The following is a 14,693-nucleotide window of genomic DNA, read 5'->3' on the forward strand; positions in this document are numbered from 1 at the left end:
GCGAAGGCGCCGCGCCGGCGCCTCGCATCGCCCCTCTTGGCACGCATGCCCCGGGCCAGTTAGACTATGCGTCTGATGTGGGGCGGTAGCTCAGCTGGGAGAGCGTCGCGTTCGCAATGCGAAGGTCGAGGGTTCGATCCCCTTCCGCTCCACCACTTGTTCAGACGAAAAGCCTCGGAGTCGCCTCCGGGGCTTTTTTGTGTCTGCGCGCTGGCGGCACGCCGCGGCCGCCTCGCGGGCCGCGCCGATGGCGGCGCGCGAAGCGCGGCTCAGCCGGTCTTCTGGCCGTCGCCGGACTTGGGTCCGCGCTCGTGCGCTTCGCGCAACTTCTGGTCCTCCAGTCCGGGGCGCTGCTTGGCCACCTCGTCCTGCGCGCGGTCCTGCCGACCGTCCTGGATGCCCTGCTGCGCGTCGGGCTGCTTGTCGTTGTCTGCCATGGTCCGGATCTCGCGATGGCGGGCGGATGCCCTGTCGCGCAGACACTAGCGAGGCGGCCGTGATGCGCATATCACGGCAGCCGCCTGTCGATTCGGACGATGCCGCTTCTGGCCTGCGCAGCACCAGCTGCGGTGCCCGCGGCCGCAGCGCCTGCGTTGCGCAGGCACCGGGTACACACTGCCACGCCGCGTCGCCCAACCACCGCGCCGGTGCAGTGGCGCAGTTGCGCCGCCTCAGGCGGCGGCCGGCAACGCCACGTCGGCGATATCGTCCACGCGCAGCAGGCGCGCGCGATCCAGCAGGATCACCAGCCGGTCTTCCAGCTTGCCCATGCCCTGCAGCAACTCGTCGCGGATGCCGCTGCCGAACGACGGCGCCGCCTCGATCTGCTGCGCCGGGATGTCCAGCACCGCGCTGACCGCATCGACCAGCAGGCCGAATGCCTGGATCGTGCCGCCTTCCTCGGCGGTGACGATCACGATGCAGCTGCGCCGGGTGACGCGGCTGGGCGCGCGCCCCAACCGCAGTTGCAGGTCCACCACCGGCACCACCGCGCCGCGCAGGTTGATCACGCCGCGCACGCAGGCCGGCATGGTCGGTACCGGGGTCGGCGCACGGTATTCGATGATCTCGTGGATGCCGTCGATGTTCAGCCCGAACAGTTCCTGTTCCAGCTGGAAGGTCAGGAACTGCGACGGCGCCTCCTGCGTCTGCAGCGGCACGGCCGCTGCGTTGTCCAGATGCGTACCCATGGTCTGCTCCTCAGAAGCTGGCGAACTGGGATTCGTCCGGGCTCGCCATCGCGTAGGCCGGCTGCGGCGCGCGCGGGCGCACACGCTTGGGTTCGACGCGGCCGCTGATCGCCTTGGCGCTGGGCTTGTCGGCGACGCGCGGCGGCCGCGGCGCCTCGGCGTGACCCAGGCGGAAGAACGCCATCGACTGCTGCAGGTACTCGGCCTGCGAACTCATTTCCTCGGCGGTCGCGGCCAGCTCCTCGGACGCGGTGGCGTTCTGCTGCGTGGTCTGGCTCAGCTGCACCACCGCCGAGTTGATCTGCGCCACGCCGGAGGACTGCTCCTGCGACGCCGCGGCGATCTCCTGCACCAGGTCCGAGGTCTTCTTGATGCTGGGCACGATGGTCTCCAGCAGGCGTCCGGCCTTCTCCGCCAGCTCCACGCTGGAACCGGCGACCTCGCCGATCTCCTGCGCGGCCACCTGGCTGCGTTCGGCCAGCTTGCGCACTTCCGCGGCGACGACGGCGAAGCCCTTGCCATGCTCGCCGGCACGCGCCGCTTCGATCGCCGCGTTCAGCGCCAGCAGGTTGGTCTGGTAGGCGATGTCGTCGATGATGCCGATCTTCTGTGCGATCTGCTTCATCGCCGCCACCGTGGCGACCACCGCTTCGCCGCCTTCCACCGTTTCCTTGGCGGCCTGCGCGGCCATGCCGTCGGTGATGCGCGCGTTCTCGGTGTTCTGCCCGATCGAGGCGGTCATCTGCTCCAGCGAGGCGCTGGTTTCCTCCACGCCCGCGGCCTGCTCGGTCGACGCCTGGCTCAGCGACTGCGCGGTCGCGCTGACTTCTTCCGACGCGCCGGCCAGGGTCTGCGCGCTGGCGTTGACCTCACCGACCACCTGCTGCAGTTTCTCGACCATGCGCCGCATCGCCAGCAACAGCTGCCCGGCCTCGTCCTTGGAGCTGCTCTCGATTAGGATGCTCAGATCGCCATCGGCCAGCGCATTAGCGACATCTACCGCCTTGCCGATCGGCTTGGTGACGCTGCGGCTGATGAAAAAGCCCAGACCGATGCCAAGCAATACGCCGCCGGCGATGATCGCGGTGAGCGTCCTGGCGCCGCTGACGTGGATGGCGTTGGTGGCAGCGCTGGCCTCAGCCGCACGGGTTTCCTTGATGGCGGCCAGTTCGCTCATCAGCGTGTCGAGTTCGTCGGAGGCGCTGCGCACCGTGGCTGACAGCGCGATAAGTTCCGGATTGGGCTGCTGCAGCGGTTGCTGCGCCGCTTTTTCGATGAACTGGGCGCGATGCGTCAGGTACTGCTTCCATACCTCGTCGAAGCGCGCCAGCTTGGCCTTGGACTCGGGACTCTCGAACGAGGTACGCGCCTTGGCCACGTAGTCGATCACGTTCGCGGTGTATTTATCGATGCTGGCAAGATGCTTGGCGCGCTCTTCCTGGGTGGTGGCCAGTTGCAGGTTGGAACGCGCGCGGCCGGCATAGATCAGGTTGACGTTGGCTTCCTTGATGTTGGACAGGCCGAGCAGTTCGCGCTCGTACAGCACGGTGGCGTAGTCGTTGATGCGCCCGGAATTGCGGATGCCGATCGCGCCGATGCACGCGCCGATGGCCGCCACGATCAAGAACGCGCAGGTGAGCCTGACGCCGATTTTCATATTGCCCAACATGATGTCTTCCCCGATTGTTTGCTAACGACCGCGCCACGACGACGCGTCTGGATGTCCCTTCCCGTTGCACCTCGTGGATCGGGAACGATCGCAACGGCACATGCGGCATGCTTTATCGGCGCGGCGCTGCGTCGCCCGTTGCTTGAAGGCTATCGGCAGACCGGAAAGTCGCCTTTAATCGGCCGCACAACTGCGGAATTCAGCACACATGTGCACATTTGCGCTGCTTCGATGAATACGCGCCGAGCCTTTCCGCGCAGTGTTCATGCGCTGCAGCAGGAGGCTTGGGCCAGGCCCGACACGCATGCCGCACTTGTTCTGTGCGCCGTTTTTCGCCCGCGCACAGGTGACGAACAACTGGGATGAACACCTAAGTTATTTGTAGACAAGACGTGAAAACCGCACAACCGCGACGCCGCCGCGTTGTTATGTGAATGAGTTAGTGTTACGCGATACCGCTTCGTGGCGACATCCGTATTCCGCGTATTCAACGAAGGCTGGCGAGCATTTCGGCGATGGCATCGCGTGTGCCGGACGTCGCCGTCTCTGTTAACCGCTGCCGCGCCACGGCGCTGTCGGCCGCGCTCAGGTCCTGCAACGTTTCGAAACGCTCCGCTACCCACGTCGCCACCGGCACGCCATCGCGATACAGCACCCGCGCGCCGGGCACGCGTGGCACCCGGTTGCCCGGCAGCACGCTGCCGAGCAGGTTGGCCGGATCGGCCGCGGCCACGCACAGCCAGGCGCCATCGTGCGGCTGCCGCCGCACCTGGCGCAGCAGGCCGATCGCCTCGGGCAGCGCGAACTGCTCGCCGGACAGCCCGCTGATGAAACGCCCGCCGCGGATCTCGCCGCGCGCCTCCAGGCGCTGACAGACGCGCAGCAGCTCGCGCCACGGCGGCAGCCACGCCGCCTCGCGTTCGAGCAGGCGCCAGCAGATCACGCCGTAGCGGCGCAGCAGAGTCCGCGCCAGGTGCTCGAGCGCCTCGCCCCGCGCCGCTGCGTCGCCGGCATCCGCAGCAACGCGCAGCAACGCCCAGCGTCCCGCATCCTGGATGCCGTACAGCGGCACCCGGCGCCGGCGCCGGGCCAGCGCCGACGGCCGCTTCGATGCCGGCACCAGCAACGCGCGCAGGCCGGCGTAGCTGTCGCAGTGGATGCGGCCTGCGCCGACCAACTCGGCCAGCGCCTCTTCCAGTTCGGTGGACAGCAGCCGCGTCGCATCGGCGATCTCGTCGAAGAACGAGGCGCCGTGCGTCCCCAGGTAATCGGCGACCTTCTGCGCGCGCGAACCGAGCGTGCCCGGTTCGGCCGCCGCCGGCGCCAGACGCGACCACTGCGCGGCGCTACGCCGCGGCAGCAGCAGGATCGGCGTGCTGCGCAGCGAACCCGTGCCACCCGCACCGACCGCGCCAGTCGCTGCCGGGCGCAGGCGCGTCCACAGCGTGCGTCCGGCGCTGCACAGTTCGTCCAGCCAGGCCGGGGCATAGTCGCGCACCCGCGCCGGCAGCAGGTCGGCCTCCCACAGCGCCGCCGGCGCCTCAAAGCCCTCCAGTTGCGCCAGCACGCTGGCCAGCGCCTCCGCGCCGGCGACGCGGCCCTCGCCATCCAGGTGCTGCCAGCGGAACAGGAAGCGCGCGTAGTCGCGCGGCGCCACCGGTTCGATCTCGCGGCGCAGCCGGCCCAGCGTGTAGCGGTGGATGCGCGCCAGCAGATGGCGCTCGCACCACTCGTCGTCGCCGGCTTCAGGAGTGAAGCGGCCGGGCAGGATGTAGCCGTCCTGCTGCAACGCCAGCAGCGCCGCCTGCACCTCGCGCAGCGGCATCTGCAGCGGCGCCGCCAGCGCCGCCGCGGTCACCGGACCCAGGGCCGCCAGGCGCGAGCGCAGCAGTTCGCGCAGTGCGTGGTCGCGTTGCCAGTCGTCGATCGCGTAGCCCTCCGGCACGGCGATGCGCGGCTGCGCGGCGGCCTGCGGATACAGCGGCGCGATCAGCGCCAGCGACTCGGCCGCGACCCACAGCGCGACGCCGTCGCCGCCGTTGCCCTGCAGGCGGGTGGCACGCGCGTCGGCGGCCAGCTCGGCCAGCCAGTTCGGCCAGGCCGCGTGTGCGGCGGCCTCGCTGTCGGTCAGCACGCCGAGCGCGACCAGCGCCTCGTGCATCTCGTCGCGGCTGCGCGGCTGCGGCCAGGCTTCCTCGCGCACCGCGGCGATCGCGTCCGGATCGAGCCGGCCGAGGTCGTCGGCGCTGTCCGGATCCTGGTAGCGGCGGCTGTGCACGGCCTGGGTACGGCGCTCTTCCAGCGGCGCATCGTCGAGGAACGCGTACGGCCGCGCGTCCAGCGCCTCGGCCGCCAACGGCGACGGCGCCGCCAGATCGCGCGCCAGCACGCGCACGCTGCCGTCCTCGATGCCGCGCAGCAGCTGCAGCCAGCCGTCGCTGTCCATCGCCTCGTGCAGGCAGTCGTGCAGGGTCTGCGCGACCAGCGGGTGTTCGGGGATCTCGCGCTCGCCGACCAGGTTCTCGGCGCAGGCGACCTGGTCCGGGAACACCGTGGCGAGCAGATCCTCGGACTTCATCCGCTGCAGCTGCGGGGCGACCTTGCGCCCGCCGGTGAAGCGCGGCAAGGCCAGCGCGTTGGTGGCGTTCCAGCGCCAGCGCACGCCGAACAGCGGCGCGTCCAGCAACGCCTGCACCAGCACCTCCAGCGCCGACGACGCATGCAGGTAGCGTGCGACCTCTTCCAGCGCGAAACTGTGCCGGGTCGACAGCGACAGCACGATCGCGTCCTCGGTGGCCGCCGCCTGCAGTTCGAAATTGAAGGTGCGGCAGAAGCGCTTGCGCAGGGCCAGGCCCCAGGCACGATTGATGCGGCTGCCATGCACGCTGTGAATCACCAACTGGGTGCCGCCGCTGTCGTCGAAGAAGCGCTCCAGCACGATGCAGCGCTGCGTGGGCAGCGCGCCCAGCGCGGTGCGGGCGCGGCCCAGATAGTCCACCAGTTGCTGCGCGGCGGCGGCGTCCAGCGCCAGCTCCTGGTGCAGCCAGGCCAACGCCTGCGCCGCACCGCCCTGCTCCAGGCACCGCTCCAGCTGCGCGCGCAGCCGCGACACCCCGGCCGACAGTTCGTCGCTGCGCCCCGGCGCTTCGCCGAGCCAGAACGGGATGTTCGGCGGCGCGCCGCGCGCGTCTTCCACCCGCACCCGCCCCGGCTCCACGCGCAGGATGCGATAGCTGGCGTTGCCGAGCTGGAACACGTCGCCGCTGAGACTCTCCACCGCGAAGTCTTCGTTGACCGTGCCGATGGTCTCGGCCTGCGGCTCCAGCAACACGCTGTAGTCGCCGGTCTCGGGAATGGTGCCGCCCGAGGTCAGCGCCGCCATGCGCGCGCCGCGGCGCTCGCGCACGCGGCGATGCACCGCGTCGCGATGCAGGTAGCCGGCGCGCGGGCCGAGCCGCGTGCTGAAGCCTTCGCTCAGCATCCGCAGCACCGTGTCGAAGCGCTCGCGCGGCAGCGTCTCGTACGGCCATGCGCCGCGCACCAGCGCGTACAGCGCGTCCTCGTCCCATTCCTGGCAGGCCACCTCGGCAACCAGTTGCTGCGCCAGCACGTCCAGCGGCGCGTCGAGGATGCGCAGCGCATCCAGTTCGCCGCGGCGCACGCAGTCGAGCAGCGCCGCGCATTCGACCAGGTCGTCGCGCGACTGCGGGAACAGCCGCGCCTTCGGCGTGCCGCCGACGGCATGCCCGGAACGCCCGGCGCGCTGCAGGAAACTGGCGATCGAGCGCGGCGAGCCGAGCTGGCACACCAGGTCCACGTCGCCGATGTCCAGGCCCAGTTCCAGCGAAGCGGTGGCGACCAGCACCTGCAACTGGCCGGCCTTGAGCCGCTGCTCGGCGAGCAGCCGCGCCTCGCGCGCCAGGCTGCCGTGGTGCGCCGCCACCGCCTCGTTGCCGAGCAGCTCGCCCAGGTGCCGCGCGGTGCGTTCGGCCATGCGCCGGGTGTTGACGAACACCAGCGTGGTGCGATGCGCGCGCACCAGTTCGGCCAGGCGCGCGTACACCTGCTGCCACTGGTCGTTGGACATGGTCACGCTGAGCGGCGTCGGCGGCAGCTCCAGCGCCAGATCACGGGCCCGCGCGTAGCCGATGTCGACGACCGCGCAATCCGGTTGTCCTGCGTGCACCGCAGCGCTGCCGACCAGAAAGCGCGCGACCGCATCGATCGGCTTCTGCGTCGCCGACAGGCCGATGCGCAGCGGCGGCGTCGCGCACAACTGCTGCAGCCGCTGCAGCGACAGCGCCAGGTGGCTGCCGCGCTTGTTCGCGGCCAGCGCGTGGATCTCGTCGACGATCACCGTGCGCACGTGGCGCAGCGCGTCGCGCCCGGACACCGAACCGAGCAGCACGTACAGCGACTCGGGCGTGGTCACCAGCACGTGCGGCGGGCGCCGCCGCGCCTGCGCGCGCTCGCGCTGCGGGGTGTCGCCGGTGCGCACCGCGGTGCGGATCTCCACATCGGGCAGGCCCAGCACGGCCAGCTCGGCGCGGATACCGGCCAGCGGCGCCTCGAGATTGAGCTGGATATCGTTTGAAAGCGCTTTCAGCGGCGACACGTACAGCACCTGGGTGCGATCGGCGAGTCCGCCATCGCGCAGGCCTTCACGCAGCAGCGCATCGAGCGCGGCGAGGAACGCGGTCAGGGTCTTGCCGGAGCCGGTGGGCGCCGCCACCAAGGTATGCCGCCCGTCCTGGATCGCCGGCCATGCGGCCAGCTGCGCCGGCGTCGGCGCGGCAAAACAGCGCTCGAACCAGCGGGCGACGGCAGGATGGAAGCGTGCTTGCACGAGCGACATGCGGTCTCCTGCGGCGCGCGATTGCGATCGGATGCACTGCGCGCGAAAGGTGGAATGTCTCGATTGTCCTCGGTGCGACAACCGCGTCAATGACGCATGCGCAAGATGGTGACGTTACCAGCCCCGATCAAGCGAGCATGCGCGGCGCAGCTGTTTTCAAGGGATTTTTCGGTTAATCGTTCAGTGAAAAGCGCACTGTCTACCACGAGCACCGAGATGCGCGGTTATGTTGTCGATGACGTCACGCCTGCGCCTCTAGCGTCAACGCAACGGACGTGAAATTCGCTTCGGGGAGCCTTGCATGCAGCATGGCAGCATGATCGAACAACCGCGTCGATGCCGGCGCAGCCACGCAGGCGCGGCGCATGCCTGCGCGCGCGATGGCATTGCGCAACGCAGGTGGTCCGCGATGGCCGCCACGCGCGACAGCATCGCAACGCGCGTGTGCGGTATCGGCGTGCATCGCGGCAGCGTCCGCACCGACGACGATGGTTTCTTCGCTCCACCCATTTGCTCGCCATCGGCGGCATGGCGATTCCGCGTCGACTTCCACTCTTCACTTCCCTAGCCAAGGAGCATCACCAATGGCACACAGCAGCTCGAATGTTTCCACCGCCCACTGGGTGCAGCGCGTCAACGAGAGCAGCGATGCGCTGGACCTCACGCCCAGCGTGTTCGAACGCGACGACCCGGTGTCCATCGCCCGTTCGCTCAAGCACTCCGCCGACCAGAGCGCGCGGCGCCGCACCGGTCCCTACCGCTCGGCGATGTCGATGCTGACCTTCTACATCAACCGCGCCGGCAAGCAGCTGCCGGCCCAGCGCCGCGAGGTGCTGGAACAGGCCAAGGACGAACTGCGCAGCCTGTACGGCAAGCCGCGCAAGGGCGCCACCGGCTGAGCGCCGCGACGCGGCATGCGGCGGCGCGGCGTGATGCGCACGGCAGTTCCGTGCTTCGCTAGCGCAACCCCGGCGCGTTCCGATTGCCCTGCGCCGAACCATAGGCGCATGATCGCGACATGACCAGGGAACCCGACATTTCGGACTGGGTCCAACGCCCCGCCGATACCGCTGCCGAGCGCGGCCCCGTTGCCTCGGCGATGAGCGAGGATGCGCTGCTGCTGTCGCGGATCATCCTCGCCCAGGGCGAGATCGCCGCCGCCGGCAGCGACCCGCTGCAAGTGGTCGATGTGGTGACCCGCCGCGCGCAGGAGCTGACCCGCTCCACCGGCGCGGTGGTGGAAATGTGCGACGGCAACGACATGCTGTACTGGTCGGCCAGCGGCATCGCCGAACGACACCTGGGCCTGCGCCTGCCCAGCGATGGCAGCCTGTCCGGCCTGTGCATGCGCAGCGGCCAGGTGCTGCAGTGCGACGATTCGGAAGAAGACCCGCGGGTCAATCTGGTCGCCTGCCGCAAGGTCGGCCTGCGCTCGATGCTGGTGGTGCCGCTGCGCTACGGCGACCGCGGCATCGGCGTACTGAAGGTGATGTCGCCGTACCGCTGCAGCTATACCCCGCAGGACGTACGCACGCTGGAAATGCTGGCGACCCTGGTCGGCGCGACGCTGGCGCTGGCGATGGACCGCGCCGCGCTGCAGACCGATATCGCGCGTCGCCAGAACGCGGAGAAGCACGCGTTCCGCGAGAAGGCGGCGATCGCCACGCGCATCCGCGAGGTGGTCGCCAACGAGCGCCTGCAGATCGTGACCCAGCCGGTGCTGGCGCTGTCCACGCAGCGCATCGTCGGCGTTGAGGCCCTGTCGCGGTTCCCGTCCAATCCCGGCCTGGCGCCGTTGCGCTGGTTCGACGACGCGAGCAGGGTCGGGCTGGCGCTGGAACTGGAGCTGGCCGCGGCGCGCAAGGCGCTGCAGGTGCTGCCGCAGCTGCCGGCCCCGCTGTACCTGGCGATCAACGTCTCCGCGCAGACCCTGCTGCACCCGCAGCTGGAGGCGCTGCTGCACGGCCACGACCTGTCGCGGGTGGTGCTGGAGATCACCGAGCAATTGCAGGCGCCGGACTATCCGCGCCTGTCCGAGCATATCGGCGCGCTGCAGCGGCAGGGCCTGCGCATCGCGCTGGACGACGCCGGCACCGGCTTCGCCAGCCTGCGCCACCTGCTGCACCTGTCGCCGGACATCATCAAGCTGGACCTGACCCTGACCCGCGGCATCGACGCCGAACCGCGGCGCCAGCGGCTGGCGCTGGCGATCCTGTCCTTCGCCGCCGAGACCGACGCCAGCGTGATCGTCGAAGGCATCGAGACCGAGAGCGAACTGGCCACGCTGCAGGCGCTGGGCGCGCGCTACGGGCAAGGCTACCAACTGGCGCACCCGGGGCCGCTGTCGGCGCACCTGGCGCGCTATCCGGTGATCGGCGACGAGGCGGACTGAGCGCTTGGTTAGTACTTTGGATTGCTCCTGTAGGAGCGGCTTCAGCCGCGACCTGGCATTGCCGGGAAAGCTCCTGTCGCGGCTGAAGCCGCTCCTACAAGGGATCGCGGGGAGATCGCGAGGATCGCGGCCTGCCGCATTCCGGCCGCTCACCGAACGCATCGCGCGCAAACGCCGCGCATGAAAAAAGCGGGCCGAAGCCCGCTTTTTCCTTGCTGCAGCGTTGGACGCCGACGGCTTACTCGGCCGTCACGCCCTCGCCTTCTTCCACGGCCTTCATCGACAGGCGGATACGGCCCTGCTTGTCGACTTCCAGCACCTTGACCTTGACCAGATCGCCTTCCTTCAACACGTCGCTGACCTTCTCGACGCGGTCGCTGGAGATCTGCGACACGTGCACCAGGCCGTCCTTGCCCGGCAGGATGGTGACGAACGCACCGAAGTCCATGATCTTGGCGACCTTGCCTTCGTAGATGCGGCCCGGCTCCACGTCCGAGGTGATCTGCTCGATGCGCGCCTTGGCGGCCTGCGCAGCGATCGCGTTGACCGAGGCGATGACGATGGTGCCGTCGTCCTGGATGTCGATCTGGGTGCCGGTTTCCTTGGTGATCGCCTGGATGGTCGAGCCGCCCTTGCCGATCACTTCGCGGATCTTGTCCGGGTGGATCTTGATCGTCAGCAGGCGCGGCGCGTAGTCGCTCAGTTCCGAACGCGGGCTGGTCAGCGCGCTGGCCATCTCGCCGAGGATGTGCAGGCGGCCGGCCTTGGCCTGCGCCAGGGCCTGCTTCATGATCTCTTCGGTGATGCCTTCGATCTTGATGTCCATCTGCAGCGCGGACACGCCTTCGGCGGTACCGGCGACCTTGAAGTCCATGTCGCCCAGGTGATCTTCGTCACCCAGGATGTCCGACAGCACCACGAAGTCGTCGCCTTCCTTGACCAGGCCCATCGCGATGCCCGCGACCGGTGCCTTCACCGGCACGCCGGCGTCCATCAGCGCCAGCGAGCTGCCGCACACCGAGGCCATCGACGAAGAACCGTTGGACTCGGTGATTTCCGACACCACGCGGATCGTGTACGGGAACTCTTCCATGCTCGGCATCACTGCCAGCACGCCGCGCTTGGCGAGGCGGCCGTGACCGATCTCGCGCCGCTTCGGCGCACCGAAGCGACCGCACTCGCCCACCGAGTAGGGGGGGAAGTTGTAATGGAACAGGAAGTTTTCCTTGTATTCGCCGCTGACCGCGTCGATCACCTGGCCGTCGCGGGCGGTGCCCAGCGTGGTGATGACGATCGCCTGGGTCTCGCCGCGGGTGAACAGCGCCGAGCCATGGGTGCGCGGCAACACGCCGGCCTTGACGCTGATCGGACGCACCGTGTCCAGCGCACGGCCGTCGATGCGCACCTTGGTGCTCAGCACCGAGCCGCGCATGGTCTGGTATTCCAGCTCGCCAAATTCCTTGGACAGGTCGGCAGCGACCCAGCCTTCGACGGTGGCGCGCGGCGCCAGCTGCGCCAGCACGTCCTTCTTGATCGCCGAGATCGCGTCGCGACGCTGCAGCTTGTCGCGCACCTGGAACGCCGACGCCAGCTGATCGCCGACCGCTTCCTTCAGCGCCGCGATCATGCCTTCGTTCTTCGCCGGGGCGACCCAGTCGGACGGCTTGGTGCCGGCTTCGACGGTCAGCTCGTTGATGATGTTGATGACCTTCTGCATCTCGCGATGGCCGAAGGTGACCGCGCCCAGCATCACTTCTTCCGACAGCAGCGCCGCTTCGGACTCGACCATCAGCACCGCGTTGGCGGTACCGGCCACGACCAGCTCCAGCTGCGAATCCTTCAGCTCGGTGATGGTCGGGTTGAGGATGTATTCGCCGTTCTTGTAGCCGACCTTGGCGGCGCCGATCGGGCCGTTGAACGGGGTGCCGGCCAGCGACAGCGCGGCCGAGGCGCCGATCAGCGCGGCGATGTCGCCGTCGATGTCCGGGTTCATCGACATCACCGTGGCGATGATCTGCACTTCGTTCTTGTAGTCCTCCGGGAACAGCGGACGGATCGGACGGTCGATCAGACGCGAAATCAGCGTCTCCTTCTCGGTCGCACGACCCTCGCGCTTGAAGAAGCCGCCGGGGATGCGGCCGCCGGCGTAGAACTTCTCCTGATAGTCGACCGTCAGCGGGAAGAAGTCCTGACCTTCGCGCGCGCTCTTGGCGGCGACGGCGGTGACCAGCAGTACGGTGTCGTCCATCTTGACGATGACGGCGCCGCCGGCCTGGCGGGCGATCTCGCCGGTTTCGAGGGTGACGGTGTGCTTGCCGTACTGGAAGGTTTTGGTGATTTTTGCCACGGGGTTTCCTTGGATGATGCTGTCTTCGAATGGACCGCTGACGGCCCATGCCGCTGGCGGGTGGCCGGGAGGATCCGGCCGGCGGCGCGGAGCATTCCCCGGGCCACGGTACTACCCAAAACAAAACCGCGGCGCATCACTGCGCCGCGGTAGGGTTCGTTGACTCAGCGACGCAGGCCGAGCTTCTCGATCAGCGCCTTGTAGCGCTCGCCATCCTTCTTCTTCAGATAGTCGAGCAGGCTGCGGCGGCGGTTGACCATCTGCAGCAGGCCGCGGCGGCTGTGGTGGTCCTTCTTGTGGGTCTTGAAGTGGCCGGTCAGCAGCTCGATGCGCGCGGTCAGCAGGGCGACCTGCACTTCCGGGGAGCCGGTGTCGGCGGCGCCGCGCTTGTTTTCTTCGATGACTTTCTGGGTGTCGATGGACATGGTGTGTTTTCTCTGAGATGCGGGGCCGGCAGAAACGTGCTGATGAGACGCACCGCCTGGCTCGCCGATTGCGAAGGATTGCGCCGGAGCGCAGGGTTGCCGTAAAGGCCGCCGAATTGTACCGGCCCCAGCCCGGACGAACAAGGTGTTAACGCCGCGTCACGGCCAGGCCGGCCGCATCGCGGCCCGCGCCGGGCTCCTCGGCAGGTCGCGAATCAGAGGTTGAACATGCGCTGCGGCGCCAGCAGCCCGCCGGCATCGACCTGGCCCAGCCCCAGCGGCAGACCGTCCTCGCCGAACACCGCGACCGCGCCCGGCGCCCAGGCCGCATCGCGCAGGCGCTGGCCCATGCGGAAACGCTGCGCCGCAGCATGGTCCAGGCGCAACGGCGGGAAGTCGACCAGGCCGGCGGCCAGCGGCAGCAGCAGCGCCTCCAGCGCCTGCGGCTCTTGCGCGGCCAGTTGCTGCAGCTGTTCCAGGGTCACCATCTGCGGCTGCCGGAACGGCTCCACCCACAAGCGCCGCAGCCCGGCGATATGCGCGCCGCAGCCCAGCGCCTCGCCCAGGTCGCGGGCCAGGCTGCGGATATAGGTGCCGGAACCGCAGGCCACATGCAGGCGCAGCCGCTCGCTCTCGTGGGCGAGCACGTCGATGGCGTGGACCTCGACCTCGCGCTCCGGCGCCTCGATCGCCTCGCCGCGGCGCGCCTTCGCGTACAGCGGCTCGCCGCCCTGCTTCAGCGCCGAATAGATCGGCGCGCGCTGGCGGATGCGTCCGCGCAGCGGCGCCAGCGCCGCCTGCAGGGTCGCCGCATCGATCGCCGGCACCGGCCGGGTGCGCAGCACCGCGCCGTCGGCATCGTCGCTGTCGGTGCTCACGCCGAGCACGATCTCCGCTTCGTAGGCCTTGGCCGACCCCAGCAGCAGCCCGGCCAGCTTGGTCGCCTCGCCGAAGCACAGCGGCAGCAGGCCGGTGGCCAGCGGATCCAGGCTGCCGGTATGGCCGCCCTTCTCGGCACGGAACAGCCGCCGCGCCGCCTGCAGCGCCGCGTTGGAACTCATGCCGGCCGGCTTGTCGAGCAGCACGATGCCGTCGAGGCGGCGGAAGGAGATGCGGGGCAGTCGGGGGCCGAAGACGGGCATGGCGTTGGAAGCTGGGGGATTCGGGATTCGGGATTCGGGATTCGGGATTAGGAAATCGGGAATCGGGAATCGGGAATCGAACGGTAAGGCCTGCGATCGTCGCAGGCCACAAGGAAAAGCAGGCCGATGCAGAAGGATCTGCCGGCCGCGCAGACAAGGCTGCGGAGCACGGGCCGCCGCAAACATGGGTGGCCTGCAGTGCGCCCGACGCGCGGTGCCGATGCAATCGCACCGGCGGCAACGACTCAGGCTTTCGGCGGGACCGCGTCGCCGTCGCTGTCGCCCTCGGCGTCTTCCGACTGCTGCAATTCGGGCATGTCGCGCAGCAGGTTGTCGATGCGCTCGCCGCGATCGACCGAATCGTCGTAGTGGAAATGCAGTTCGGGCACGTGGCGCAGCTTCATCGCCCGCGCCAGCTCGCTACGCAGTTGCGGCGCCAGCTCTTTCAGGCCCTTGACCGCCTCTACGGAGCGCTCGGGCAGCAACGCGGTGACGAACACCTTGGCATGGGCCAGGTCGCGGGTGACCTCGACGTCGGAAACGCTGACCGACGGCAGGCCGTGATCGCGCACGGCCGAATGCACGATCGTGCCCAGGTCGCGGCGGATCTGCGCAGACACGCGATCGGTACGGTGGAAGGATTTTGTTGCCATGGTCCGGAATCTCTCTGTTC

11 protein-coding genes and 1 tRNA gene are annotated in these 14,693 nt (G+C 69.0%); 3 read left to right on the forward strand and 9 right to left on the reverse strand.

The features are described from left to right. Window positions 1–79: 79 nt before the first annotated feature. A tRNA-Ala gene (locus tag AB8810_RS15285) sits at window positions 80–155 on the forward strand. Between the two features lie 114 nt (window positions 156–269). Here AB8810_RS15285 and AB8810_RS15290 read toward each other — a convergent pair. The 5 genes from AB8810_RS15290 to AB8810_RS15310 all read right to left on the reverse strand — a co-directional run bounded on the left by AB8810_RS15290 (window position 270) and on the right by AB8810_RS15310 (window position 8,267). Continuing rightward, the gene (locus tag AB8810_RS15290) at window positions 270–437 is read right to left on the reverse strand and encodes a hypothetical protein (protein ID WP_191824700.1); all 168 of its coding nucleotides are present in this window, start codon (window positions 435–437) and stop codon (window positions 270–272) included. Between the two features lie 234 nt (window positions 438–671). Beyond that, window positions 672–1,190 (reverse strand): chemotaxis protein CheW, encoded by a 519-nt coding sequence (locus tag AB8810_RS15295; RefSeq protein WP_179563866.1) that lies wholly within the window; start codon window positions 1,188–1,190, stop codon window positions 672–674. A 10-nt stretch (window positions 1,191–1,200) separates the two neighbouring features. Beyond that, the gene (locus AB8810_RS15300) at window positions 1,201–2,859 is read right to left on the reverse strand and encodes a methyl-accepting chemotaxis protein (protein ID WP_369914112.1); all 1,659 of its coding nucleotides are present in this window, start codon (window positions 2,857–2,859) and stop codon (window positions 1,201–1,203) included. A 487-nt stretch (window positions 2,860–3,346) separates the two neighbouring features. Beyond that, window positions 3,347–7,714, reverse strand: coding sequence for a DEAD/DEAH box helicase (locus AB8810_RS15305; RefSeq protein ID WP_369914113.1), 4,368 nt, complete (start codon window positions 7,712–7,714; stop codon window positions 3,347–3,349). Window positions 7,715–7,955: 241 nt separating this feature from the next. After that, on the reverse strand, window positions 7,956–8,267 hold the full coding sequence (locus AB8810_RS15310) for a hypothetical protein (protein WP_191824703.1): 312 nt from the start codon (window positions 8,265–8,267) through the stop codon (window positions 7,956–7,958). 31 nt (window positions 8,268–8,298) lie between these two features. Here AB8810_RS15310 and AB8810_RS15315 point away from each other — a divergent pair, with 31 nt between their 5' ends. Beyond that, window positions 8,299–8,613 carry a DUF3175 domain-containing protein gene (locus AB8810_RS15315; RefSeq protein WP_179563862.1) on the forward strand — a complete coding sequence of 105 codons (315 nt, stop codon included), beginning with the start codon at window positions 8,299–8,301 and terminating at the stop codon, window positions 8,611–8,613. Between the two features lie 119 nt (window positions 8,614–8,732). Beyond that, window positions 8,733–10,106: an EAL domain-containing protein gene (locus tag AB8810_RS15320; protein ID WP_369914114.1), complete on the forward strand. Its 1,374-nt coding sequence runs from the start codon at window positions 8,733–8,735 to the stop codon at window positions 10,104–10,106. A 238-nt stretch (window positions 10,107–10,344) separates the two neighbouring features. Here the strand turns inward: AB8810_RS15320 and pnp are convergent, their stop codons facing one another. From pnp to rbfA, 4 genes are all read right to left on the reverse strand, one after another. Further along, window positions 10,345–12,453 carry a polyribonucleotide nucleotidyltransferase gene (gene pnp, locus AB8810_RS15325; RefSeq protein ID WP_179563860.1) on the reverse strand — a complete coding sequence of 703 codons (2,109 nt, stop codon included), beginning with the start codon at window positions 12,451–12,453 and terminating at the stop codon, window positions 10,345–10,347. Window positions 12,454–12,617: 164 nt separating this feature from the next. Next, window positions 12,618–12,878, reverse strand: a complete 261-nt coding sequence (gene rpsO / locus AB8810_RS15330; protein WP_003467392.1) for a 30S ribosomal protein S15 — start codon at window positions 12,876–12,878, stop codon at window positions 12,618–12,620. 215 nt (window positions 12,879–13,093) lie between these two features. Continuing rightward, complete coding sequence (truB, locus tag AB8810_RS15335; RefSeq protein WP_179563859.1) at window positions 13,094–14,020, reverse strand: tRNA pseudouridine(55) synthase TruB; 927 nt, start codon at window positions 14,018–14,020, stop codon at window positions 13,094–13,096. Window positions 14,021–14,265: 245 nt separating this feature from the next. Continuing rightward, a complete protein-coding gene (gene rbfA / locus AB8810_RS15340) occupies window positions 14,266–14,673 on the reverse strand; it encodes a 30S ribosome-binding factor RbfA (RefSeq protein WP_179563858.1) in 408 nt (135 codons plus the stop codon). Window positions 14,674–14,693: the final 20 nt, after the last annotated feature.

The organism is Xanthomonas sp. NCPPB 3005 (assembly GCF_041228095.2).
Classification (GTDB): Bacteria; Pseudomonadota; Gammaproteobacteria; order Xanthomonadales; family Xanthomonadaceae; genus Xanthomonas_A; species Xanthomonas_A bonasiae.

What these genes read in the sequence shown, in the direction of transcription:
- AB8810_RS15295 (WP_179563866.1), bottom strand. Translation starts at nt 1,190, where the DNA reads ATGGGTACGCATCTGGACAACGCAGCGGCCGTGCCGCTGCAGACGCAG.
- AB8810_RS15315 (WP_179563862.1), top strand. Translation starts at nt 8,299, where the DNA reads ATGGCACACAGCAGCTCGAATGTTTCCACCGCCCACTGGGTGCAGCGC.
- rpsO (WP_003467392.1), bottom strand. Translation starts at nt 12,878, where the DNA reads ATGTCCATCGACACCCAGAAAGTCATCGAAGAAAACAAGCGCGGCGCC.
- AB8810_RS15290 (WP_191824700.1), bottom strand. Translation starts at nt 437, where the DNA reads ATGGCAGACAACGACAAGCAGCCCGACGCGCAGCAGGGCATCCAGGAC.
- AB8810_RS15320 (WP_369914114.1), top strand. Translation starts at nt 8,733, where the DNA reads ATGACCAGGGAACCCGACATTTCGGACTGGGTCCAACGCCCCGCCGAT.
- AB8810_RS15305 (WP_369914113.1), bottom strand. Translation starts at nt 7,714, where the DNA reads ATGTCGCTCGTGCAAGCACGCTTCCATCCTGCCGTCGCCCGCTGGTTC.
- AB8810_RS15300 (WP_369914112.1), bottom strand. Translation starts at nt 2,859, where the DNA reads ATGTTGGGCAATATGAAAATCGGCGTCAGGCTCACCTGCGCGTTCTTG.
- truB (WP_179563859.1), bottom strand. Translation starts at nt 14,020, where the DNA reads ATGCCCGTCTTCGGCCCCCGACTGCCCCGCATCTCCTTCCGCCGCCTC.
- rbfA (WP_179563858.1), bottom strand. Translation starts at nt 14,673, where the DNA reads ATGGCAACAAAATCCTTCCACCGTACCGATCGCGTGTCTGCGCAGATC.